This window comes from Streptomyces sp. NPDC048295 (assembly GCF_040652135.1).
Taxonomy (GTDB): Bacteria; Actinomycetota; Actinomycetes; order Streptomycetales; family Streptomycetaceae; genus Streptomyces.
The window spans coordinates 182,069-207,047 of the sequence record NZ_JBEZLL010000008.1; the positions used below are offsets into that span (position 1 = coordinate 182,069).

A 24,979-nucleotide genomic window follows, 5' to 3' on the forward strand; every position below is an offset into this window, starting at 1 on the left:
AGCAGAAGTCCGACGGCGGGCCGGCCGCTTCAGATGCGTCGACACTGTCACGGCCGGGCGATTTCACAGCCAGAGTGATTTACAGATGCACCCAGCGCATGCACTGGCGGCAGAGCATGGGCCTGGACCGACGATTTCAGGCCTGGTGCCAGGTTGCGGAACGACACCGAAATCTCGACCGCATCCGTCACTGGCGTACGGCGGCACGGGTTCCCGCCTCCAGGAAAGCGTCCGAGAGTTGAGCGACCTCCATGCCGCCAGCAGCCTCGATCGCGACGACCACAGGGCTGGATCGGCCACCCTCACCGGCCGGTCCGACATGCCGTTGGAAAGATGACGTACGGCGACCCGTCGGCGACGGCACGAGCCCGACCGCCCTCCTTCGCTGGTACCTCCCGCGAACATTGATGACTCTTCGAAGTCACTTGATCACAGAAGGCGTTCGCGACTTTCCCTCACCAGCATTTGACCGTACGGTCCGAGTTCTACCGAGACAGTGGAGCCGAATCGTGCCAAGACCACAGATCCCCGATGAACTTCTGGCCAAGGTTGCCCGCCGCGCGGTCGCCCGGCTGACCCGCACCGACCGGCCATTTGTCGCCGAGCGGGTCCTGGGAGTCTGCGCGCAACGCATCGGAAACCGTCGGCTCAAGGCGGATCTGCTGGGCGAGGCAGCCGATGCCCAGCTCGGCCGGGGCCTCGTCCCACGCCATCTCGTCCAGGCGTACTCCGCCGAGCTGGCTTGCGCGGACGCGCAGCTGAAGGCAGGCCGCAGGAAGGAGGCCGCGGCGGCTCTCACCCGGGCCCTGCAGCTGGCCTTCCACCGGGTCCCGCACATCGACCGGCTCCACTCCCCCCTCTCCGACGACCCGGCCGGCTTTACTGCCCGGCTGCGGGCCAGCGCCGCCGCCCGCGCGGTGGCCGCGCCCCGTGGCCGGAAGACGCCCCCTGCCGCACCCCCGGCCGACCGGCCGCTGCGGCTGCTGGTGGTGAACCTCGTCAACGCCAACTTCCTGGGCCTGCTCACCGAGCGTTACGCGAACCACCCCGATGTCGAGCTGCGCACCCTGGACCTGGCGGCCGACCCCGTGACCGCGCCGCTGGCCAAAGGCCTGCAGCGGATGATCGAGCTGCCGCTCGGGGGCCAGGCCGCGTATGGGGCCGCGGTGGAAGCGGCGCTGCGCCCCCATCTGGACTGGGCGGACACGGTCTTCGTCGAATGGTGTTCCACGGCTGCCGCGTTCATGACCCTGGTCGACCCCGGCAGCACCCGGATCGTGGTCCGGCTCCACAAGTACGAGTCGTTCACCCACTGGCCGCACATCATGGACTTCTCCCGGGTCGACGACATCGTCTTCATCGCGGAGCACATGCGGGAGATGACCACCGCGGCTGTCCCCCGGCTGCTCGCCCCCGACGCGCCGCACCTCCACTTCCTGCACAACGCGCTGGACCTGCGGCGCTTCGACCGCCCCAAGAGCGATGACGCGCGGTTCACCGTGGGCCTTGTGGGGATCGGGCAGATCGCCAAGGACCCGCGCTGGGCCCTGGAGGTGCTGCGGCTGCTCCGGGCCCGGGACGAGCGCTACCGCCTGCTGATGGTCGGTGGCGGCATCAATCCGGAGCCGAGCGCCGCGGCCGCCGCCTATCACTCGGCTCTGGAGAAGGAACTCGCCGAGCTGGAGCCTTCGGGCGCCGTGCGCAGGCTCGGGCCGAGCGACGACGTGCCCGGTGTGCTCGCCGGAGTGGGAGTGATCCTCAGCAGCTCCGTCCGCGAGGGCTGCCATGTCGGGCTGATGGAGGGAGCGGCCTCCGGTGCCGTGCCGGTCGTCCGGGACTGGCCGTTCGTGGCCGGACGCCCGCACAGCACGCGCACTCTTTTCCCCGAGGACTGGGTCGTCACCACCCCGCAGCAGGCCGCCGACCGCATCCTCTCCGCGACCGCGTCCGAGGAGATACGGGCCCAGGCAGGGCGCGAGGCGTCCCGGTACGCCCTCTCGACCTGGGACTGGGAGACCGTGCGGGCCGACTACGACCGCCTGCTGCTGAGCACGGGCCACGACGTAGGCTCGCCGGTCGAGGACCCACTCCGAAAGGCAGATGCGCAGTGAACTACAGAGTCCAGCCCACCGCCCAGGTCGACGAGACCGCCGAGATCGGCGCCGGGAGCAGTGTCTGGGAGCTCGCCCAGATCCGCGAGCAGGCCCGGCTCGGCGAGGGCTGTGTGGTCGGACGCGGCGCCTACGTCGGCACGGGTGTCCGGATCGGCGACAACGTCAAGATCCAGAACTACGCACTCGTGTACGAACCCGCCGAACTCGCCGACGGAGTCTTCATCGGCCCGTCGGTGGTCCTCACCAACGACCACAACCCGCGCTCAGTCGACCCCGACGGCAAGCAGAAGCGCGGCGGCGACTGGGAGGCCGTGGGCGTGAAAATCGCCGAAGGCGCATCCCTGGGCGCCCGCTCCGTCGCCGTCGCCCCGGTCCGGATCGGCCGCTGGGCCATGATCGCCGCCGGCGCAGTGGTCACCAAGGACGTCCCCGACTTCGCCCTGGTCGTCGGCGTCCCGGCCCGGCAGATCGGCTGGGTCGGCCACACCGGGGTAAAGCTCGTGGAGAGCGAGGGCGAGCCGGGCCTCTGGGAGTGCCCGCAGACCGGCACGCGCTACCGCATCACCGATGAGTCCACGCTCGTCGAGGCAGGCCCCGCGGCGTCGTAGGCGGACCGGAGCGGAACGTACGAGGGGCCCCGGCCGACCTGGTGGTTGGCCGGGGCCCCTCGCGTGCGTACGGTGGTCAGCCGCCGATGACGACGCGGCGGACGCCCTCCCAGAGGGCCGGGTCCGTCGTGCGGCGGCCGTCGACCAGGACGCGGACGTCCGGGAGGTCGGCGGCGGCCAGCTCGCGGTACTCGGCGTGGTCGGCCTGGAGGATAGCGGCGGTGACGGTCTGACCCTCGTGCGGGACGAGGCCGTGCGCGGTCAGTTCGTCGGCCGTGTACATCGGGTCGGAGACGAACGGCACCGCGCCGCGCGCCTTGAGCGCCTCGACGGTCGGGAAGACGCCGGAGAAGGCCGTCTCCTTCACGCCGCCGCGGTAGGCCGCGCCCAGCACCAGCACACCTACCCCGTCCAGGTCGCCGTAGGCGGCGGCCAGCAGATCGACCGCGTACTCGGGCATGGCCGCGTTGGCCTCGCGCGCCGAACGCACCACGGTCGCCGACGGGTCGTTCCAGAGGTACATCCGCGGGTAGATCGGGATGCAGTGGCCGCCGACGGCAATGCCCGGCTGGTGGATGTGGCTGTACGGCTGGGAGTTGCACGCCTCGATGACCTTGAGGACATCTATGTTCTGCTGGTCGGCGAAGCGGGCGAACTGGTTAGCCAGCCCGATGTTGACGTCCCGGTAGGTCGTCTCGGCGAGCTTGGCCAGCTCGGACGCCTCAGCGGTGCCCAGGTCCCAGACACCATTGGGGCGCGGCAGGTCCGTACGGTCGTCGAAGTCCAGGACCGACTCGTAGAACGAGATGCCGTGCTCGGCCGACGCCTCGTCGATCCCGCCGACCAGCTTCGGGTAGCGACGCAGGTCGGCGAAGACCCGGCCGGTGAGCACCCGCTCCGGGGAGAACACCAGGTGGAAGTCCTCGCCGGCCCTGAGCCCGGAGCCCTCTTCGAGCATCGGCGCCCAGCGGGTACGGGTGGTACCGACCGGCAGCGTGGTCTCGTAGCTGACGAGGGTGCCCGGCTTGAGACCGGCGGCGATCGCCTTGGTCGCGGAGTCCATCCAGCCGAAGTCCGGGGTGCCCTCCGCGTCCACGAAGAGCGGGACGACGACCACGACGGCCTCGGACTGCGCGACCGCGGACGCGGTGTCCGTCGTCGCTGTGAGCAGGCCCGCCTCAACCGTTTCCTTGAGCTTCACGTCGAGATCGTGTTCACCGGGGAACGGCTCGACACCGGAGTTGACCAGCTCGACGACCTTCTCGTTGACGTCGGCGCCGATCACCCGGTGGCCCTTGGCGGCGAACTGCACGGCGAGCGGCAGGCCGATCTTGCCCAGGGCGACTACACAGATGTTCATGGGTTACTTCCTCTTGGAACTCTTGGCGCCGAGCAGTCGGGATCGCAGCCGCGAGCCCAGCGATGCCTTGGGCGGGTGGAGCGGGCCGGTGCTGATCACCATGCGCCCCTTGGAGTTGGGCCGCGCCGCGACACGGTACGGGTCCGCCTCACCGTGCCACCTGCGGGCCAGCGGCATGGGCTGCCCCTCCCCACGTACCGGAATCTCGTACGTTCCTCCGGCGACATCGACGAAGACGCGTACCCCGCGCTTGGACTTGTCCGCCGCGAGCGGGATCCGGGCGCGCAGCAGGGTGGCGTTGCCGTCGGCCGTGACCTCCCTGGTGAACTCCCCCTGTGCCGGAGGCAGATCGCGTCCACCCGGCAGACGCCGGGCACGCGCCTTGTCGGCGCTCTTGGGCATTGCCCCCTCGACGAGACGGACGACCGCGGAGCCGGTGTCGCCGACGACGCCGACCCGGACCGTCAGTGCCAACGCCAGTTCATCGCCGGTCTGCACCCACCCCGACTCGACCAGCTCGGTCTTGTTGGCGAGCCGGCCGGGGACGATCTCCCCGACCAGTTCGAAGCAGCGGTCGGGGAGATCCAGACCCGCGTCACGGAAACCGGGGTAGCGGGCGAAGGCCCTGCCGCCCTCCAGATGGAAGGGCGGTGCACCGTGCGCGGCCTCTTCGGCAATGGCACGGCAGAGTTCATCGACGGCACCGCGCTGCGCGAGCCGGAGCCGCGCCCGCAGTTTGACGGAGAGCGAATCGCTCAGCGCGTCGGTCAGATAAGCGTCGGCGAGACGGGTGATGCCGGCGCAGATGTTCCGCTTCGTCTCGTCGTCGAGCCCGACGAAGTCGTCCCGGATGAGCTTGGAGAGCTCCCAGGCGAAGTGACGTTTGAAGACGGCGTCCCGCTTCGGTCCGGCCTCGATCAGCTCCGCCGCTCGGTCCATGATCGCGGCGGCGCAGCGCAGTCGTGCCAGATGGTTGGCCCGGTAGGTGATGTTGCTCGCGTCGCCGCGCTTCACCGCGTAGTAGCAAGTGTAGTCGGCGACCACGGATATCTTGCGGGCTCGGACGCACGCCTCGATGGTGAAGGGCTGGTCGCTGCCGACCGGCATGTCCTCGGGGAAGCGCAGCTTGTGCTGCTCCACGAGGTCACGGCGGAAGAGCTTGGTGTTGGCCAGCGCGAACGGCAGCTCGGCCCCGTAGAGGCTGATGTCCGGGTCGCTGGCCTTGTAGAGCGACTGCCGGACGTAGCGCCCGTTGGTGCCGACCATCTTGCCTATGACGACATCGGAGCCGTTGGTGTCCGCGCACGCCACCATCCGCTCCAGCGCTTCCTCGCCGAGGTAGTCGTCGGAGCCGATGAAGTAGACGTATCTGCCGGTGGCAAGTTCCAGCGCCCGGTTACTCGGCGTCGCGGGGCCGCCGGAGTTGGCCTGGTGGACGACCTTGACCGTGCCGGGGAAACGCTCGGCGAACCGGTCGAGCTCGGTACCGCTGTCGTCCGTCGAACCGTCGTCGACCGCGACGACCTCCAGCCGGTCCAGCCCGATGGACTGCCCCACGAGCGAGTTCAGGCACTCGGTGAGGTAGGGCATGGTGTTGTACACGGCCACGACGACCGTAACGTCAGGAACAGCGAGGGCATCGGGTCTGCCGGTCACACGGTCACCTCGGTGAGTCTCTCGACGGATGCGCGCTTACTACCGGGCAGCAGCCTCGTGTACACCTCGTCGAGCGCCGCCGCCTGGGCTTCCCAGGTCCACTGGTCGAGCAGTCCGGGCCTGTCGTAGACGTCCCGGTACTTCTTCGGGTCCGCCAGGACCTTCTTCACCGCACGGACGTAGTCGGCCACGTCCTCGGCCTTGAAGACCTCTCCCTGGCCGGTCTGCGCGACCATGTCGCCCATCGTCTTCACATCGCTCACCACGAACGGCAGCCGGGCGTGCGAGTACTCGAAGAACTTGGTGATGAGAGCGATCTCGTGGTTCGGCCAGTGGTGAATCGGGATGACGCCGAGGTCCGCCGTCGCCAGGAAGGGCACGACCTGGTAGTGCGGTACGTACGGGAGGATGTGCACCCGGTCGGCGACCCCGAGCTCCTCCGCGCGCTGTGCCAGTCCCGTCATGTACGGCGACTTCGGCCGCAGCACGATGAACGCCACGTGCAGGTCCGGCAGCTGCGGCAGCGACTCGACCATGATGTCCAGACCTCGCTGCGGGGCTGCCGAACCGCTGTAGACGGAGAGCGGGACGTCGGGGCCGATCCCGCACAGCTCGCGCAGGTCGGGCACCGGTTCCGCGGCCTGCTCGGGCGAGATCTCCGCGTCGGGGGCGTTCAGCACGACCGCGGGAGTCTCGGCCAGCCCGTGCCGTTCGACCAGCATGTCCGCGAGAGTCGCCGAGACGGTGGTCACCGCGTCGGCGTACTTGGAGTAGGACAACTCGTGGAGGCACTGCGCGATGTGCCAACGGGGGTGCGACTCCCACGGCTTGATGCCGGGCAGGAACTCGTGTGCGTCCCAGACGAGCTTGACGTCCCGCTTCGCGGCGCGCGCCCGCACCACGGCCCGTGCGCCAATACCCAGCATGCGGAAGTCGTTGGCGTGGATCAGATCGGGCTTCAGCTCGTCGATCACCTTGCCGTAGGCGAGGTCGAGGTCGAGCAGGTACGGGTCCAGCTTCCGCCAGGCCCGCTCGCCCATCGCGCGCTGCCAGAACGCCGTGGTGAACCGGTCGAGAGGGGAGTCCATCCGCTTGCGCCGCTGCTCCAGGGCATGGGTGCGCCGCAGACGCACACCGACCCACCGGCTGGCCGCCTTCGCTCCGACCCGCTCCGGGACCAGCCTCGCCTTCGACAGCGCCGATCCCTTCTCACTCGCCTCGATGAGACGGATGTTGAGGTCGGCCCGCCACGCCTTCATCTTCTGCTTGCGGTAGGCCGCGAGCGGTCCCGGGCGGTAGGCCAGCGGCGCGCGCAGGGGAGCACGTCGGTACTCGTGCCGACGGCGCTGCATCGGGCTGGGCACCTTGAGCAGCCGGACCTGCGCCTCGCCGAGCAGCCAGTGCTGCTCGGTCTTACCGGGGGACTTGCCGAGCAGGACGACGTCCCAGCCCGCGTCGGCCGCGGAGCGCGCTTCCTTCTGGACCCGGGAGTCCCCGTTCACCCCGTTGTCGACAAGCATGACGATCCGGCCCCGGCTGCCGGGACGTGACGTGACGATGTTCTCAGGTTCCATGTGTGGCCAGCTCTCCCACAGAGGTCATGACGGTGCGTCCGCTCCTCGCCGATTCCAGTACCGCCGCGGCCACCTCGACCGTGCGGAGCCCCTCCCGCAGGGTGCAGATGTCCTTCGAGTCGCCGCGCACCGCGTCCCTGAAGAGCTCGTGCTCGACCAGCAGCGGCTCGCGCTTGGGGATGGCGTAGCGGATCATGTCCCCTTCGGAGACCCCCCGGAATGCCTGGAGTGCCTCCCACTCGGTGGCCACCGCGGCGTTCGAGTGGAAGGTGAGGTCGGCGGTGAGGGTGTCGGCGATGAACGTGCCGCGCTCGCCGGTGACGGAGGTGAACCGCTCCTTGAACGGGCTCAGCCAGTTGACCAGGTGGTTGACCATGGTCCCGTCGGAGAGCCGGCCCACTGCGGAGACCATGTCCTCGTGCGGGCGGCCGGACTTCGACACGGTGTGGGCGGAGATCGAGGTGTAGGTCTGACCCGTCACCCAGCCGGTCAGGTCGACGTCGTGGGTGGCGAGGTCCTTGACCACGCCGACATCGGCTATTCGGTGCGGGAACGGTCCCTGCCGACGGGTGACGATCTGGAAGACCTCGCCCAGCTCGCCCGCCTCCAGTCGGGAACGCATGGACCGCAGAGCCGGGTTACAGCGCTCGATGTGGCCGACGCCGGCGACGAGGCCGCGCGACTCGAAGGCCTCCACCAGTCGCCGGGCGCCTTCGACGGTGTCCGCGACGGGCTTCTCGACCAGTGCGCAGACGCCGGCCTCGGCCAGGCGGAGCCCGACTTCCTCGTGCAGGGCGGTGGGACACGCCACGACCGCGTAGTCGATGCCGAGCGAGATGAGCTCGTCGACCGTGGACAGCACGGGGGCGCCCTGCGCCCAGCCGTTCTTGTCCCCCATCGGGTCGACGACGCCGACCAGTTGCACGCCCTCCAGGCCGGCCAGCACACGGGCATGGTGGCGGCCCATCGAGCCGAGGCCGATCAGGCCCGCTCTCAGTCCTGCGGTCACTGCATCTCTCCCAGCGAGTTCACGGCGTCGACGATGCGCTCAAGGTCCTGCGTCGTCAGCGAGGGGTGCACAGGCAGTGAGACGACCTCGGCGGCGGCACGCTCGGTCTGCGGCAGGTCCCAGTTCCGGCCCGCCTTCTGGTCAGGCTCCCAGTACGGCTTCAGCCGGTGGATCGGGGTCGGGTAGTACACGGCGTTGCCGATGCCCGCCTCGCTCAGCCTGGCCATGGCGGCGTCACGGTCACCCTGCACCCGGATGGTGTACTGGTGGTAAACGTGGCGTGCACCGTCGGCGACGGGCGGGACGGTGACGTTGGGCGCGCTGATGTGCCGGTCGAGGTACGTGGCGTTGGCGCGCCGCTGCTCGGTCCAGCCGAGCACCTTCCCGAGCTGTACGCGCCCGACGGCGGCGGACACGTCGGTCATGCGCATGTTGGCGCCGACGATCTCATTGGCGTAGCGCTGCTCCATGCCCTGATTGCGCAGCAGCCTGAGGGTGCGCGCGATCTCGGCATCGGCGGTGGTGACCATGCCGCCTTCGAGGGAGTGCATGTTCTTGGTGGGGTAGAAGCTGAAGGTGCCACCGGAGCCGAAGGCGCCGACCGGCGTCCCGCCGATCGCCGCGGTGTGCGCCTGGCAGGCGTCCTCGACGACCGCGAGCCCGTGCTTCCGCGCGATCGGCATCAGCGCGTCCATCGCGGCCGGGTGACCGTACAGGTGGACGGGCATGATCGCGGCCGTGCGCGGCGTGATGGCTGCCTCGACGGCGGCCGGGTCCAGGCCGAAGCTGCCCGGCTCGATGTCCGCGAAGACCACGTCCGCACCGGTCAGACGAACCGCGTTCGCGGAGGCCGCGAACGAGAACGACGGGACGATCACCTCGTCGCCGGGGCCGATCCCGAGGGCGAGCAGAAGGAGGTGGAGCGCGGAGGTGCCCGAGTTGACCGCCACGCAGTGGCGTCCGTCGACCAGTTCGGAGAAGCCCTCCTCGAAGGCCGCGACCTCCGGCCCCTGCACGACACGGCCGCTGCGCAGCACGCGTACCACGGCCTCGATCTCTTCCTCGCCGATCACCGGTCGGGCCGCAGGAATCATTTCCCTGTGGTCGCTCGACATGGACACCCTCCTTGAACACCGCAAGAGCTTTGAGAGGCGATGACTCCAAGGGCATGCGAATGTCGGATGAGGCACCGCCGCCCCGGCGCATGGCCGATTCTGTACCGAAACATTGTGCTCAAATCGCCCTTTTACCCTGGGGTGCACCCGGGGCAATGAGGCTTTCTGGTCCTGCCTGAAGTGGGCCGACGCGCCGATCAGCTTTCTGGAATCAGCCTGTCAGGCGGCAGCCGCGTCACATTATCAGGCTTTTCACAGGCGGTTTCGTGGAGGTTAACGGCACGAGGTGCTGGCCCGTATGCTCCGCGCCAACCCACCGCACGCGAAGAAGGTGCGGGCCCCCTCGGGACCCGCACCTTCTTCCTATGTGATCCGGTCGCCGGTCAGCTCTCGGCGTCGGCCGGGACGGCGGTCTTCGACGGCTTCTCCGCGGCGACGGTCTTCTTCGTCGCCGCCTTCTTCGCCGTCGTCTTCTTCGCCGCGGTCTTCTTGGCGGCCGTCTTCTTTGTGGCCGCCTTCTTGGCCGTGGCCTTCTTGGCGGTCTTGCGGACCGCCTTCTTGGCCGGGGCCGCCTCGGCGGTCTCGGCGTCGGGCGTCGGCTCGGATTCGGGCTTCGGCTCGACGGGGCCGGTCACCACGACGACCTCCGCACCGTCCGCGCCTGCGGGCGAACCCGCGGGAGCCGTGACCTTGCGGGTCACCCGGCGACGCGCACGCGGCGGGGCGGCCTCGGGGGCCACCTCCTCGGGTGCGGCCTCGGGCTGCGGGGCCTCGACGGCCTCGGCCGGCTGCTCGGCCGGCTCGGCGGCCTGCACCGGTTCCGGCTGCTCGGCCGGGGCCGGCGAGCCCGCCGGGGCGGTCGCCTTCCGGGTCGCCCGACGGCGCGTACGGCCCTGCGGGGCCTCGGCCGCGGGTGCCTCCTCGACCACCGGGGCCGGGGTCTCGACGACCGGCTCCGGCTCGACGACCGGCTCGGGCTCCGCGACCACGACCGGCTCCGGCTCGACGGCCGGGGCGGCAGCGGCCTTCGGGGCACCGGCCGGGGCCGTTGCCTTACGGGTCGCACGGCGACGCCCACGACCGCGCGTGGCGGCCGCCTCGGCCTCCGCCGGGCTGCTGTACAGCTCCTCGTCCGGGACGAACTCCGGCTCGGGCAGCGCCACCGGTGCGGCCACCTCGGCAGCCACCTCGGCCTCGGTCTCGGTCTCGATCTCTGTCGCGGCTTCGGCCACGTGCTCGTGGTCCGCGCCGCCCCGGCCGCGCTTCTTGGAACGCTTGCCGCCGCCACCGATCGAGGTCGGCTGCTCCATGTGCACGATCACGCCGCGCCCGTTGCAGTGGACACACGTCTCGGAGAAGGACTCCAGCAGGCCCTGGCCCACCCGCTTGCGGGTCATCTGGACCAGGCCCAGCGACGTGACCTCGGCGACCTGGTGCTTCGTACGGTCGCGTCCCAGGCACTCCAGCAGACGCCGCAGCACCAGGTCCCGGTTGGACTCCAGCACCATGTCGATGAAGTCGACGACGACGATGCCGCCGAGGTCGCGCAGCCGCAGCTGGCGCACGATCTCCTCGGCCGCCTCCAGGTTGTTCTTGGTGACGGTCTCTTCGAGGTTGCCGCCCTGACCGGTGAACTTGCCGGTGTTGACGTCGACGACGACCATCGCCTCGGTCTTGTCGATCACCAGCGAGCCGCCGCTCGGCAGATAGACCTTCCGGTCCAGCGCCTTCATCAGCTGCTCGTCGATCCGGTACGTCGCGAAGATGTCGACCTCGGAGGTCCACCGCGACAGGCGGTCCGTCAGGTCGGGCGCCACCTGCGAGACGTAGCCGTGGATGGTCTCCCACGCGTCGTCGCCGCTGACGATGACCTTGGAGAAGTCCTCGTTGAAGATGTCACGGACGACCCGGACGGTCATGTCCGGCTCGCCGTAGAGCAGGGTCGGCGCATTGGAGCTGCCGGTGCTCTTCGACTTCTTCTGGATGTCCTCCCACTGCTGCTGGAGCCGCTCGACATCGCGGCGCAGCTCGTCCTCGCTCGCGCCCTCCGCGGCGGTACGGACGATGACGCCCGCGTCCTCGGGGACGATCTTCTTGAGGATGGTCTTCAGCCGGGCCCGCTCGGTGTCGGGCAGCTTGCGGCTGATGCCGGTCATCGAGCCCTCGGGCACGTAGACCAGGTAGCGGCCGGGCAGCGAGACCTGGCTGGTCAGGCGGGCGCCCTTGTGGCCGATCGGGTCCTTGGTCACCTGGACGAGGACGGACTGGCCGGACTTGAGCGCGGTCTCGATACGGCGCGGCCCGTGGGCCATGCCGAGCGCCTCGAAGTTCACCTCACCGGCGTAGAGCACCGCGTTGCGGCCCTTGCCGATGTCGACGAAGGCGGCCTCCATGGACGGCAGTACGTTCTGCACCTTGCCCAGGTAGACGTTGCCGACGTAGCTGGTGGCCTGCTCCTTGTTGACGTAGTGCTCGACGAGCACGTTGTCCTCGAGGACGCCGATCTGGGTGCGCTCGCCGTTCTGGCGGACGACCATGACCCGCTCCACGGCCTCGCGCCGGGCCAGGAACTCGGCCTCGGTGATGATCGGGACACGGCGGCGGCCCTGCTCACGGCCCTCGCGGCGGCGCTGCTTCTTGGCCTCCATACGGGTCGAGCCCTTGATGGACTGGACCTCGTCGAAGCCGGTGCCGGGCTCCCGCTCTTCCTTCTTACGGGGCTCACGGACCTTGACGACCGTGCGCTCCGGGTCGTCCGTGCCGTTGTCGGCGTCGGCGGAGACGTCCCCGCTGCGACGACGGCGACGGCGACGGCGACGGCTGCTGCTCGACCCGGCGGCGGACGCCTCGTGCTCCTCGTCCTCGTCCTCGGACTCCTGAGCGCGCTCCTGCTCGTCCTCGGCGTGCTCGGCGGCGGCCTCGTCGGCGTGCTGCTCCGCAGCCTCCTCGCCCTCGCTGACCTCGCCACGACGACGGCGACGGCCTCCGCGACGGCGACGGCGCGAGGGCCGGTCCCCGTACTCGTCCGTCTCCTCGCCCTCGCCCTCGTGCTCGGCCTCGTGCTCCGGCTCGTGCTCCTCCTCGGCGGGCTCCTCCACCACGGGGGCGGCGGCCTGCTCGGGCTCGGCGGCCTCACCGCGACGGCGGCGACGGCGACGCGAACCGGCCTGCGGCGCGGCCTCGGCGGCCGGGGCCTCGACGGTGGCCGTCGGCTCCTCCACCGTCTCGGCCTCTTCCTCGACCTCCACGTGGCGCGACGCCGCAGCGGCGGCGGCCGCGGTCTCCGGGGTCTGGAACATCGGCTCGGCGAAGACCGGCGCCTGGAACACGGCCACGGCGGGGCGCTCGGCACGACGGCTCTTGCGGACGGGCTCCTCCGCCTTGGCGGTGAACTCCGGCCGGCCCGCGGGGGCGGTGGCCCGGCGGCGCTGACGGCCGCGCGGCGCGGTGTCCTCGGCCTCGGCGGGCTCGGCGGCCGGCTCGGGCTCGGCCACGGTCGGCGCTTCCTCGACGATCTCCACGGCTTCGGCGGCCTTCGGCGCACCGGCCGGCGAGGTCGCCTTGCGGACCGCACGACGACGGCCGCGCGGGACCTCGACGGGCTCGACGACCTCTTCCTCGGCGGCCTCTTCCTCGACGACCTCTTCCTCGGCGGCCACGGCGGGTTCCGCGGGCGCGGCAGGCGCCTCGGCGTGCTGCGGCGCACCGGCAGGGGCCGATGCCCGGCGCCGGGTGCGGCCGCGCGGCGCGGCGGGCTCGGGCTCGACGGCCTCGGCGGCCGGCTCGGGCTCGGCCACGACCGGCGCTTCCTCGACGATCTCCACGGCTTCGGCGGCCTTCGGCGCACCGGCCGGCGAGGTCGCCTTGCGGACCGCACGACGGCGCGGGCGCGCGGGCGCCTCCTCCACCGGTGCCTCGGCCACGGGCTCGGCCTCGACAACCGGTGCGGCGGCCTCGGTGACCTCGGCGGCCTTCGGCGCACCGGCCGACGAGGTCGCCTTGCGGACCGCACGACGGCGCGGGCGCGCGGGCGCCTCCTCCGCCGGTGCCTCGGCCACGGGCTCGGCAGTCGGTGCGGCGGCCTCGACGACCTCTGCGGCCTCTGCGGCCTGCGGCGCACCGGCCGGGGCCGTCGCCTTGCGGACCGCGCGACGACGCGTACGAGCGGGCGGCGCGGCCTCCGCCGACGCGGCGCTTCCGGCGTCGGCGGTGGCGCTGTCGGACACTGCGGCGTCAACGGCCGGTATGGCCGGCGCGGCCGCCTCGGCGGCTGCGCCCTGGGCCTCCGCCACCGGCGGACCGGCCGGGCGGGACGCTGCGCGGCGCCTGCGGCGCGGCGGCAGCTTGTCGCCGGGTGCGTTGTTCTCTTCGGCGTTCCCGGTCGTGCCGGGTTCGTTGGACTGGGGCATGCGGGCGGTTCTCCCGTCAGGCTCCCGGGCGCCGCGTCTGGTTCCGGTCCGGCACGGTCCGCGCGATGTACGCGGCTCCGCCGTCCGGGGCGCGGGCGCCGCACGGGAGCTCAATGTCTGGCTCGCCGGTTCCGTACGCGCTGTGCATACGGCCTGGCGAAAGTCTTATGGGTCATCGCGCGGCCCGAACCGGATGGCTCCCGAGTCGGAGGCTGCGCTGCAACGACCGCCTTACGCGGAACCTGCACCTTCCGGCGCCGTCGCGACGGCGGTCCCGGTGGCCGCTGGTGGAGCGGCCGGGGCTGCCTCGCGGTCGGGCGCGAGCGGGTCGGTCACCGTGCCGGACTCCTCGTCGAAGAGCCCCTGCGCCAGCCTGGTCACCGCTGCGGGGACCGGCGGCGCCAGGTCGGCCACAACGCGGAGACCGGACAGGACGTCGTCGGGTCGCACGGCAGGTGTCACGTGCCGAACAACCAGCCGCAGTATCGCACAGGGCCTGTCCTCGGGCCTATCAGCCTGTGGATCAAGAGCCTGCAGATCGACCACGGCGGCGCGGGCGTCGAAGGTCCGCATGCCGTTCTTCGCGCGGCGCTGGACCTCGACGGTCTCCGCCTCGTTGAAGGCGGTCACGGCCTCGGCCGCCTCCGCCGCGGTGACACCGTCGAGACGGAGCTCCCAGACGGAAGCGGTCAGCCGGTCGGCGAGACCCGAGGTACGGGCCTCCACGGCGTCGGTGATGTCGAGACCGTCCGGCAGCGAGCCGTTGAGCAGCTCCCGCAGAACGGCCGGATCGCGGTACTCGGTGAGGGCGATCTCCAGGAACTCGGCCTCACTGCCCGTGCCGGTCGGAGCGGCGTTGGCGTACGACACCTTCGGGTGCGGGGTGAAGCCGGCCGAGTAGGCCATGGGCACCTCGGAGCGGCGCAGTGCCCGCTCGAAGGCGCGCTGGAAGTCACGGTGACTGGTGAACCGGAGGCGGCCGCGCTTGGTGTAGCGCAGTCGGATGCGCTGCACCGCCGGTGCGGGCGGCGGGCCTTCGGGCTGTCGCTTGCCCAGTGGTTCTTCTCCTCGGTGCGGGGCGGACGCGGTGGGGCGCCGCCCTCGAAATGCGGGTGGCCCGGGGTGTCCGGTCCGGCTCACCCCCGCTCGGCTCTTTTCCCTCCGGGCGAGGAGATCTCTGGTTCGGGCGCCACGCTGGGCACAGTCGTTGTACTACCCAGAGTACGCGTACCAGGCCTCCCCGGTTCCCGGGGCTCGGCCGTCCCCGGCCCGCCGACCAGGGCCCGCCATGCGTCGCGGCGTGCCTGGCGTACGGTCTCGCGCGCCGAGCGCAGCGCCGACCGGGCCGCGCGTCCGGCCTCGACGGCGGCGCGCGCGGCCGGGGCCCGGATCCGATCGCGCAGGAAGTGGCCCACGGGTGTGCAGACCGTGCGGTAGGCCCAGGCCACGGGCGCCCCGACCAGATGCCGGGCCAGCCAGGCGACGGCCCGGCCGACGGCCCGCGAGATGTACCCCGCGACCTGCCAGGCGATGCCGACCGCGGCGGCGATCTCCCGGCCCACCGGGTGGAGGACTCGTCGGTAGAGCCAACGGACCGGCGCGACCAGCAGGGTCCCGACCAGCCACACCACCGCCGCCCACAGCCCGGCCCCGGCGGCCGCGATCCCGCGTGCCAGCCCGTCGAGCAGCCGGGCGACGCCGTGACCGAGCGGGGTGAGCACCCCCCGGTACAGCCACCCCAGGGGCCGTACGACCAGGTGCTCGGCCAGCCGGGCCGCGGCGAGGGCGAGCGGCACCACGACATACCGCCACAGGCCGGTCACCGGCAGGACGAGGACCGCCGTGAGAAGCAGACCGACGGCCGTACGGATCCCGCGTCCGGCAGGGGCGAGCAACTCCCGGTACACCCACCGCAGCACATGCCCGAGCGGAGTGAGCACCGCCCCGTACAGCCACACCACGGGCACCACCAGCCCGTACCGCGCCCCCGGCACCAGTACATACCGCCAGAGCGCGACCCACGGCCACACGAAGACCGCCCCGGCCACCCACCGCAGCACATGCCCGAGCGGAGTGAGCACCGACGCGTACAGCCGGCCGGCGGGGACCACCACCAGCGTCCCGAACAGCCAGGACAGGCAACGTCCCAGTGGACGCAACAGGCTCCGGCGGGCGGCACGGGCCGCCACCACCAGGGCGTCCCAGACCATCCGTACGGGCAGCACGACGACCAGCACCACGATCCGTACCGGGATCCGGATCAGCGTGGTCAGACAGCCCTCGCCGGCTTCGTACTCCGCCGGGGCCCGGTGTTTGCCGTGGTCCATGCCCTGAACGACGCGAAGGCCCGGCCGGGAGTTTCCCGGGCCGGGCCTTCGTCACTCATCCGTCACCTGCGGGGACGCGCTCGCGGCGGCTACTTCACGACCGACAGCGGCAGCAGCTTCTTGCCGGTCGGGCCGATCTGGATGCTGGTGTCCATCTGCGGGCAGACGCCGCAGTCGAAGCACGGGGTCCAGCGGCAGTCCTCGACCTCGGTCTCGTCGAGCGAGTCCTGCCAGTCCTCCCAGAGCCAGTCCTTGTCCAGGCCGGAGTCCAGGTGGTCCCAGGGCAGGACCTCCTCGTAGGAGCGCTCGCGGGTGGTGTACCAGTCGACGTCCACGCCGTACCCGGGCAGCGTCTTCCCGGCGGCGGTCATCCAGCGGTCGTAGCTGAAGTGCTCGCGCCAGCCGTCGAAGCGGCCACCGGACTCGTAGACCGCGCGGATGACGGAGCCGACGCGGCGGTCGCCGCGCGAGAGGAGGCCCTCGACGATGCCGGGCTTGCCGTCGTGGTAGCGGAAGCCGATGGAGCGGCCGTACTTCTTGTCGCCGCGGATCTTGTCGCGGAGCTTGGTGAGCCGGGCGTCGGTCTCCTCGGCACTCAGCTGCGGGGCCCACTGGAACGGCGTGTGCGGCTTGGGCACGAAGCCGCCGATGGAGACGGTGCAGCGGATGTCGTTCTGGCCGGAGACCTCGCGGCCCTTGGCGATCACGTTGACCGCCATGTCGCCGATCTGGAGGACGTCCTCGTCGGTCTCGGTGGGCAGGCCGCACATGAAGTACAGCTTCACCTGGCGCCAGCCGTTGCCGTACGCGGTGGCGACGGTGCGGATGAGGTCCTCTTCCGAGACCATCTTGTTGATGACCTTGCGCATCCGCTCGGAGCCGCCCTCGGGGGCGAAGGTGAGTCCGGAGCGGCGGCCGTTGCGGGTCAGCTCGTTGGCCAGGTCCACGTTGAACGCGTCGACGCGGGTGGACGGCAGCGAGAGGCCGATCTTGTCCTCGGTGTACCGGTCGGCGAGGCCCTTGGCGATCTCGCCGATCTCGGTGTGGTCCGCGGAGGAGAGCGAGAGCAGGCCGACCTCCTCGAAGCCGGTCGCCTTGAGGCCCTTCTCGACCATCTCGCCGATGCCGGTGATGCTTCGCTCCCGCACGGGGCGCGTGATCATGCCGGCCTGGCAGAAACGGCAGCCGCGGGTGCAGCCGCGGAAGATCTCGACGGACATCCGCTCGTGGACGGTCTCGGCGAGCGGTACGAGGGGCTGCTTCGGGTACGGCCACTCGTCGAGGTCCATCACGGTGTGCTTGGACACCCGCCACGGCACGCCCGACTTGTTGGGCACGACACGGCCGATCCGCCCGTCGGGGAGGTACTCGACGTCGTAGAAGCCCGGGACGTAGACGCCGCCGGTCCTGGCGAGGCGGAAGAGCACCTCCTCGCGGCCGCCGGGACGGCCCTCGGCCTTCCAGGCGCGGACGATCTCGGTGATCTCCAGGACGGCCTGCTCGCCGTCGCCGATGACCGCGCAGTCGATGAACTCGGCGATCGGCTCGGGGTTGAAGGCGGCGTGGCCGCCCGCGAGGACGATCGGGTCGTCGAGGCCGCGGTCACGGGCCTCCAGGGGAATCCCCGCGAGGTCCAGGGCGGTGAGCATGTTGGTGTAGCCGAGCTCGGTGGAGAAGCTCAGCCCGAAGACGTCGAACGCCTTGACCGGGCGGTGGCTGTCCACGGTGAACTGCGGGACCTTGTGCTCGCGCATCAGCTCTTCGAGGTCCGGCCACACGCTGTAGGTGCGCTCGGCGAGGACGCCCTGACGCTCGTTGAGCACCTCGTAGAGGATCATGACGCCCTGGTTGGGGAGCCCGACCTCGTACGCGTCCGGGTACATCAGTGCCCAGCGGACGTCGCAGTCGTCCCACGGCTTGACGGTGGAGTTCAGCTCACCGCCGACGTACTGGATGGGCTTCTGCACATGCGGGAGCAGAGCTTCGAGCTGTGGGAAGACCGAATCGACAGACATCGCGAACTTTCGAGAGCCGGCAAGGGTGACCATCAAGCGTACCCCGGCGCTCAGCCTCCCAGCGCCGTCCGCAGTCCCTCCCGCGAGGCCCGCTCCCACACCTCCGGCAGCTCCCGTTCGTCCGCCGCGGCGGCCGCCTCCTCCCGTCCGTACAGCAGTCCCCAGGTGAAGGCCGGCTCCCCCGCCGCGTGTGCCTGGACGGCCAGGGCGCGCAGCGCCTCGCGGGCCACCACGCTGTCCTGGTGGTCGCCGAGGAGGCTCTGGACGGCCTTCATCCGTTTGGCGAACCGCTTGGCGGGCCCGCCGAGCGCGGGCCGGGCCGACTCCGCCGCGTACCGGGCACGTTTGGCGGCCTTGCGGGCCTCGTGCAGGGCCACGTCCCGGTCGTGGCCGGGCGGCAGCTCCAGGGCGTGGCCGACCCGGGCCGCGAGGCGCCGGTACTCCTTCAGCACGGCCCGGGGCAGCGCCCGCCCGGGTGCCCGGGAGGCGGCGGGCAGCAGGGGCGGGCCGGCGAGCAGGGCATCGAGGCTCTCCAGGAGTGCCAGGTACCGCTTCCCGTCGAGCACGGCCACGGTGCGGCGGCGGGAGCCGCTGCGCCGCGCCGCCGACCAGATCCGGAGCCGGCCGCGGACCGGGCCGAGGACCAGGGTGCGGGGCAGGCCGTCGAGGAGGGCGCGCAGCCGGGCGTCGAGCACCTCCTGGTCGCGTTCGATGCCGAGCTCGGCCGCCAGCCACTTCAGCTCGTCGCCGACCGGGTCGGTGACGGAGCGGTCGAGGATCTTCCGGTACGTCCGCAGCGCGCTGCGCAGCCTGCGGGTGGCGACCCGCATCTGGTGCACGGAGTCGGGCAGGTCGCGGCGGACGGCGGGGTCGAGGGCGACGATCGCCTCGGCCTGGTGCCGGATGTACGCGAGGACATGGTCGCCCGCGGTGGTCCGCCGGGCCCGCGCGGCGGGGCTCCGGCTCGGCTCGGGCGCGGTCTCGGCGAGTGCTCTGGCCAGCTTGGACGGGGACGCGGACGGCCGGACCCCGGCCTTGCGCAGCCTGCGCTCCACGGCGTCGAGGAAGGCGGGGTCGCCGTCGTCGGCGAGTTCGGCCTCGATCTCGGTCCAGGCGGCCGTACCGTCGCCGCCGGTCAGCCGCTCGGCCTGCACCCGGTCGACGCTGACCTCGGCGAGCAGGGCGCCGTCGGCGTCGAGCAGGTGGTGGACGTCGCGGGCGGAGACCAGCCGGACGACGGGGACGAGGCCGCGGTCGCGGACCCGGGAGCGCAGCAGCCCCGCGAAGGAGCGGGGCAGGGTGTCGGAGAGCGGTTCGCGCAGCTCGTCCCGGATGCCGGAGGCGACCGGGAACTTGAGGTGCCAGCCGGCGTCGCTCCCGCCGGTGCGGCGGCGCAGGGTGAGGGAGTCCGCCACGAGCCGGAGGTCCTCGGTGTCGTAGTAGACGGCGTCCAGTTCGCTGACGCCCCGGTGGACGACGGCCGACACCCCGGCCACCCGGCTCAGGTCCGGGAGCCGGGTCTCCGTGGTGGCTTCGTACTTCCGCTCGATCTCACGCTTCGAGTCCGCCATGAACCGAATCTAGACGTTGTGTGCGCGAATGGGCAGTGCTCGCGCACCGGCTCAGGCGCTTATCGGCCGCTGCACCCTGATCGACTGGAGCAGCCCGACGGCCACCCAGACGGCGAACATCGAGGACCCTCCGTACGAGACGAACGGCAGCGGGAGTCCGGCGACCGGCATGATGCCGAGCGTCATCCCGATGTTCTCGAAGGACTGGAAGGCGAACCAGGCGATGATTCCGGCGGCGACGATCGTGCCGTACAGCTCGGTCGTCTCGCGGGCGATCCGGCAGGCCCGCCACAGGACGACGCCGAGCAGGACGAGGATCAGCCCGGCGCCGAGGAAGCCGAGCTCCTCGCCCGCGACGGTGAAGACGAAGTCGGTCTGCTGCTCGGGGACGAACTGGCCGGTGGTCTGGGTGCCGTGGAAGAGCCCCGTCCCGGAGAGGCCGCCGGAGCCGATCGCGATGCGGGCCTGGTTGGTGTTGTAGCCGACGCCCGCCGGGTCGAGCGCCGGGTTGGCGAAGGCGGCGAAGCGGGCGATCTGGTACTCGTCGAGCAGGCCGAGCTGCCAGATCGCGATGGCGCCGGCCACGCCCGCGCCGAGCAGTCCGGCGATCCACCGGTTCGACGCGCCGGAGGCGAGGAGCACGCCGAGCACGATGACGACCATGACCATGACGGAGCCGAGGTCCGGCATCCCCATGACTACGGCCATCGGGACGGCCGCCAGACCGAGGGCCTTGGCGACGGTCCGGTGGTCGGGATGGAGCTGGTCGCCCGCGTCGACGCGCTCGGCGAGCAGCATCGCCATGATCAGGATGATGGTGATCTTGGTGAACTCGGACGGCTGGAGCGAGAAGCCGCCGCCGATGATGATCCAGGCGTGGGCGCCGTTGACGGTGGCGCCGAGCGGGGTGAGCACGGCGAGCACCAGCAGCACCGAGAGGCCGTAGAGGATCGGGACGGCGCCGCGCAGGGTGCGGTGGCCGAGCCAGATCGTGCCGACCATCAGGGCGAATCCGATGCCGGTGTTGAGGGCGTGCCGGAAGAGGAAGTAGTACGGGTCGCCGTGGGTGAGCGAGTCGCGTCCCCGGGTCGCCGAGTAGACCAGCAGCGAGCCGATGAAGGAGAGCGCGATCGCGGACCCGAGCAGCGGCCAGTCGAGTTTGCGGACGAGGGAGTCACGGGCGGTGAGTTTGCCCCAGGCGGAGCGCTCGGGGGCGTACCGCTGGACGGAGAAGCCGGCCATCAGTCGCGCCTCCCCAGGGCCGCGGCGAGGGTCTGTTCCTCCGGGGTCTTCTGCGAGTCCGGGTTGTAGGGCTTGATCTCCGGGGCGTCGATCGAGCCGTCCTGCTGGATCTTGGGCAGGGACTTCTGCGGGGTGGGCAGCAGCGCCTTCTTCAGGTCCTGCTTGCCGGAGTCGTCGAGACCGTAGAGGGCGTCGTAGATGTTGCGCACGGCGGGCCCGGACGCGCCGGAGCCCGTACCGCCCTGGGAGATCGTCATGACGATCGAGTAGTCCTTGGTGTACGTGGCGAACCAGGAGGTCGTCTGCTTGCCGTAGACCTCGGCCGTACCCGTCTTGGCGTGCATCGGGATCTTGTCCTGCGGCCAGCCGCCGAATCGCCAGGCGGCCGAACCACGGGTCGCGACACCCGCGAGGGCGCCGTCTATCTCGTTGCGCGTCTTGCGGCTGAAGGGCAGCTTGCCGTGCGACTTGGGCTTGATCTCCTGGACGGTCCTGCCGTCGCCGCTGACGATCGCCTTGCCGACGGTGGGGTCGTGGAGGGTGCCGCCGTTGGAGATCGCGGCGTAGATGGTGGCCATCTGGATCGGGGTGACGAGCGTGTCGCCCTGGCCGATCGAGTAGTTGACGGAGTCACCGGCGCGCATCTTGTCGCCTTCGAGGCAGTTCTCGTACGCGATCTGCTCGACGTACGTGCCGCCCTTCTTGCCCTGCTTGCACCAGGCGTCCTTGTTCGCCTTGTAGAAGTCCTGCTTCCACTTGCGGTCGGGGACCCGGCCGCTGACCTCGTTGGGGAGGTCGATGCCGGTCTCCTTGCCGAGGCCGAACTGGTGGGCGGTCTTGTAGAACCAGTCCTTGGCGTTCTTCTTGGGGTTCATCCCGCCGTCCTTCAGCCACTCCTTGTGCGCGATGCCGTAGTAGACGGTGTCGCAGGAGACTTCGAGGGCCCGGCCGATGGTGATGTCGCCGTAGCCCTGGGACTCGAAGTTCTTGAAGGTCTGGCCGCCGACGTTGTACGAGCTGGGGCAGGGGTAGTGGCCGTCGAAGGGGTATCCGGCGTTGACCGCGGCGGTCGAGGAGATGACCTTGAAGATCGAGCCGGGGGCGGCCTGGCCCTGGATGGCCCGGTTCAGCAGCGGGAAGTTGGAGTTCTTGCCGGTGAGCTTGGCGTAGTCCTTGGCGGAGATGCCGCCGACCCAGGAGTTGGGGTCGTAGTTGGGCAGGGAGGCCATCGCGACGACGCGGCCGGTCTTGGCCTCCATGACGACGACGGCGCCGGAGTCGGCCTTGTAGTTCTCCCCGGTGTTCTTGTCGAAGGACTGACGGGCCGTCTTCATGGCCTCGTTGAGCTCGTACTCGGCGACGGCCTGGACCCGGGCGTCGATGGAGGTGACGACGCTGGAGCCGGGCTCCGCCTTGTCGTTCTTCGCCTCGCCGATGACCCGGCCGAGGTTGTCGACCTCGTAACGGGTGACGCCGGCCTTGCCGCGCAGTTCCTTGTCGTAGGTGCGCTCCAGGCCGGAGCGGCCGACCTGGTCGGAGCGGAGGTACGGCGAGTCGGTGTTCTGGGCCTTGGTGATCTCGTCGTCGGTGACCGGCGAGAGGTAGCCGAGGACCTGCGCGGTGTTGGCCTTGCCGGGTTCTCCGTACCGGCGTACGGCGGTGGGCTCGGCGGTGATGCCGGGGAAGTCCTCGGCGCGTTCGCGGATCGTGAGGGCCTGCTGGGTGGTGGCCTCGTCGGTGACCGGGATCGGCTGGTACGGCGAGCCGTTCCAGCAGGGCTGCGGCGTCTTCGAGTCGCAGAGCCGGACCTTGTCGAGGACCTCCTTGGGCTTCATGCCGAGGACGCCGGCGAGCCGGGTCAGGACGCTCTTGCCGTCGTCCTCCATCTTCATCAGCTCGGTGCGGCTGGCGGAGACCACCAGCCGGGTCTCGTTGTCGGCGAGGGGCACGCCGCGCGCATCGAGGATGGAGCCGCGGACGGCGGGCTGGACGACCTGCTGGACGTGGTTGTTCTTCGCCTCGTCGCTGTACTCCTGGCCGTTGCGGATCTGGAGGTACCAGAGGCGTCCGCCGAGGGTGAGCAGCAGGGAGAAGACGAGGACCTGGATGACGACGAGTCGGATCTGGACGCGTTGGGTCCGGCCCGTCTCGGGGATGTTGGTCACGGGGCGCCCCCGGTGGTGGTCGGGCCGGAGGTGTGCGGGGTTTCCTGGCTGCGGTGCGGCCTCACAGTCGCTTGACCCCCTTGATGCGTCCGGCGCGGGCCGCGCGGTTGCGGGCGGCCTTGACACGCAGTCCGCCGCGCTGACTGCCGATCCGCAGTCCGGTGCCGGAGGCGAGCCAGCCCGCGGCCACGTCCCCGCCGCCGGAGGTATCGGCGAGCGGGTCGTTCACCGTGCGTCTGGCGACGGCCATGATGAGCGGTACGACGAAGGGGGCCAGCAGCAGGTCGTAGACGGCGGCGGTGAACAGCAGGCTGCCGAGGCCGACGTGGCGGGCCGCCGTGTCCCCGACGAGCGCGCCGACGAGCGCGTACAGCAGGGTCGATCCGATCGCCGCGGCGACCACCCCGATCATCGGGACCATCGCCGATTTCAGCTGCCCGTTCTCCGGCTTCAAGAGCCCCGCGAGGTAGCCGATGACGCAGAGGACCAGCGCGTAGCGTCCGGCGGCGTGGTCGGCGGGCGGTGCCAGGTCGGCGAGGAGCCCCGCGCCGAAACCGATGAGGGCGCCGCTGACATGTCCGTACACGAAGGCGAGGCCGAGGACGACCAGAAGCAGCAGGTCGGGCACGGCGCCGGGGAGCTGGAGACGGGCCAGCACCGAGACCTGGACGACGAGGGCGACGACAACCAGGACGGCGGAGAGCAGAATCCGGTTCAGACGCATGGGAATCAGCTCTACCTCTGCTCGTTGACCGCGGTGCCGGCGTTCGGTGTGGCGCCCGGAGTGCCGTTCGGGTCCGGGCTGTTGCCGGCGTCCGGGCTCTCGTGGATGTTCCCGACGACGTTTCCTTCGGTGTCGACGATGTCGCCGTTGGGCGAGATCGTGACGGTGACGGTGGGGGTCGGCTTCGGCTTGGCGGGCTTGGCCGGCTGCTTCGGCAGGACCATGTCACGGGGGTCCTCGCGCGGGGCCTGGACCACGACGCCGACGATGTCGAGCTTGGTGAAGCCGACGTACGGGCGGACGTAGACGGTACGGGTCAGGCCGCCGCCGGACGGGTCGACCCGGACGACCTCGCCGACCGGGACGCCGGGCACGAAGGGCTTGTCCTTGCTGGAGCCGAAGGTGACGAGCCGGTCGCCCTTCTTCACCTTGGCCTTGCCGTTGAGGAACTGGACGGAGAGCGGCCGGGAGCCCTGGCCGGTGGCGAAGCCGAGTTCGTCGGTCTTCTCCATCCGGGTGCCGACGGTGAAGTCGGGGTCGTTGGCGAGGAGCACCGTGGAGGTGTCCGGGCCGACGGTGGTGACCCGGCCGACCAGTCCGTCGCCGTTGATGACGGTCATGTCGCGCTTGATTCCGTCGTTGGAACCCGCGTCGATGGTGACCGTCCAGGAGAAGCCCTGGGCCGCTCCTATGGCGATGACCTCGGCGCCCTTGATGCCGTACTGTCCGGCGGCCGACTTCTTCAGCATCCGGTCGAGTTCGCGGACCCTGTTGCGGTTGCTGTCGTCGCTGCCGAGCTTCGTCTTGAGCGCGGCGTTCTGCTGTTCGAGCTCGGCGATCCGGTTGTGCCGTTTCCCGGAGTCGCGTACCGCCCCTATGGCGTTGCCCACCGGGTCGACGGCTGCCGCGACGCCGTTCTCCACCGGCCCGAAGGCCGCTGCGGCGGCCCGCCGGGCGCCGTCCACCGGTGACTCCTCGCCCCCGCGGATGTCCACCGTGATCAAAGCGAACGCGATGGCGATCAGCAGCACCAGGAGCAGCCGGCTCTCTCGTGTGTCCCTCACGTGCGGCGGCCGTGCCTTCCTCGTCG

General features: G+C 70.9%; 16 protein-coding genes. 2 read left to right on the forward strand and 14 right to left on the reverse strand.

The window, feature by feature from the left end; genetic code table 11:
* The first annotated feature begins 509 nt into the window (after positions 1–509).
* Positions 510–2,111: a hypothetical protein gene (locus tag AB0D53_RS14635; protein WP_362445196.1), complete on the forward strand. Its 1,602-nt coding sequence runs from the start codon at positions 510–512 to the stop codon at positions 2,109–2,111.
* On the forward strand, positions 2,108–2,722 hold the full coding sequence (locus AB0D53_RS14640) for an acyltransferase (RefSeq protein ID WP_362445199.1): 615 nt from the start codon (positions 2,108–2,110) through the stop codon (positions 2,720–2,722). The genes AB0D53_RS14635 and AB0D53_RS14640 overlap by 4 nt, the downstream gene beginning before the upstream one ends.
* Positions 2,723–2,798: 76 nt before the next feature.
* On the opposite strand, the gene AB0D53_RS14645 is transcribed toward AB0D53_RS14640, so the two are convergent.
* From AB0D53_RS14645 to mreC, 14 genes are all read right to left on the reverse strand, one after another.
* The gene (locus AB0D53_RS14645; RefSeq protein ID WP_362445202.1) at positions 2,799–4,082 is read right to left on the reverse strand and encodes a nucleotide sugar dehydrogenase; all 1,284 of its coding nucleotides are present in this window, start codon (positions 4,080–4,082) and stop codon (positions 2,799–2,801) included.
* Between the two features lie 3 nt (positions 4,083–4,085).
* Entirely contained in the window at positions 4,086–5,738 is a 1,653-nt protein-coding gene (locus AB0D53_RS14650) for a glycosyltransferase (RefSeq protein ID WP_362445205.1), read from the reverse strand.
* Positions 5,735–7,312: a glycosyltransferase family 4 protein gene (locus AB0D53_RS14655; RefSeq protein WP_362445208.1), complete on the reverse strand. Its 1,578-nt coding sequence runs from the start codon at positions 7,310–7,312 to the stop codon at positions 5,735–5,737. The genes AB0D53_RS14650 and AB0D53_RS14655 overlap by 4 nt, the downstream gene beginning before the upstream one ends.
* Positions 7,302–8,321: a Gfo/Idh/MocA family oxidoreductase gene (locus AB0D53_RS14660; protein WP_362445211.1), complete on the reverse strand. Its 1,020-nt coding sequence runs from the start codon at positions 8,319–8,321 to the stop codon at positions 7,302–7,304. Before AB0D53_RS14660 ends, AB0D53_RS14655 begins: the two co-directional genes overlap by 11 nt.
* Positions 8,318–9,436 (reverse strand): DegT/DnrJ/EryC1/StrS family aminotransferase, encoded by a 1,119-nt coding sequence (locus AB0D53_RS14665; RefSeq protein WP_362445214.1) that lies wholly within the window; start codon positions 9,434–9,436, stop codon positions 8,318–8,320. The genes AB0D53_RS14660 and AB0D53_RS14665 overlap by 4 nt, the downstream gene beginning before the upstream one ends.
* A 383-nt stretch (positions 9,437–9,819) precedes the next feature.
* Entirely contained in the window at positions 9,820–13,845 is a 4,026-nt protein-coding gene (locus AB0D53_RS14670) for an Rne/Rng family ribonuclease (protein WP_362445217.1), read from the reverse strand.
* Positions 13,846–14,076: 231 nt separating this feature from the next.
* A complete protein-coding gene (locus AB0D53_RS14675) occupies positions 14,077–14,859 on the reverse strand; it encodes a TIGR03936 family radical SAM-associated protein (RefSeq protein WP_362445220.1) in 783 nt (260 codons plus the stop codon).
* Between the two features lie 122 nt (positions 14,860–14,981).
* Positions 14,982–16,172: a hypothetical protein gene (locus AB0D53_RS14680; RefSeq protein ID WP_362445225.1), complete on the reverse strand. Its 1,191-nt coding sequence runs from the start codon at positions 16,170–16,172 to the stop codon at positions 14,982–14,984.
* 89 nt (positions 16,173–16,261) lie between these two features.
* Positions 16,262–18,187, reverse strand: coding sequence for a TIGR03960 family B12-binding radical SAM protein (locus tag AB0D53_RS14685; RefSeq protein ID WP_362445228.1), 1,926 nt, complete (start codon positions 18,185–18,187; stop codon positions 16,262–16,264).
* A gap of 50 nt (positions 18,188–18,237) precedes the next feature.
* Positions 18,238–19,758, reverse strand: coding sequence for a CYTH and CHAD domain-containing protein (locus AB0D53_RS14690; protein ID WP_362445231.1), 1,521 nt, complete (start codon positions 19,756–19,758; stop codon positions 18,238–18,240).
* Between the two features lie 51 nt (positions 19,759–19,809).
* Positions 19,810–21,000 (reverse strand): rod shape-determining protein RodA, encoded by a 1,191-nt coding sequence (gene rodA / locus AB0D53_RS14695; RefSeq protein ID WP_329821032.1) that lies wholly within the window; start codon positions 20,998–21,000, stop codon positions 19,810–19,812.
* Complete coding sequence (gene mrdA / locus AB0D53_RS14700) at positions 21,000–23,165, reverse strand: penicillin-binding protein 2 (RefSeq protein WP_362445234.1); 2,166 nt, start codon at positions 23,163–23,165, stop codon at positions 21,000–21,002. The genes rodA and mrdA overlap by 1 nt, the downstream gene beginning before the upstream one ends.
* Before the next feature lie 61 nt (positions 23,166–23,226).
* Positions 23,227–23,889, reverse strand: coding sequence for a rod shape-determining protein MreD (mreD, locus tag AB0D53_RS14705; protein WP_362445237.1), 663 nt, complete (start codon positions 23,887–23,889; stop codon positions 23,227–23,229).
* Between the two features lie 11 nt (positions 23,890–23,900).
* On the reverse strand, positions 23,901–24,953 hold the full coding sequence (mreC, locus tag AB0D53_RS14710) for a rod shape-determining protein MreC (RefSeq protein WP_362445241.1): 1,053 nt from the start codon (positions 24,951–24,953) through the stop codon (positions 23,901–23,903).
* Positions 24,954–24,979: the final 26 nt, after the last annotated feature.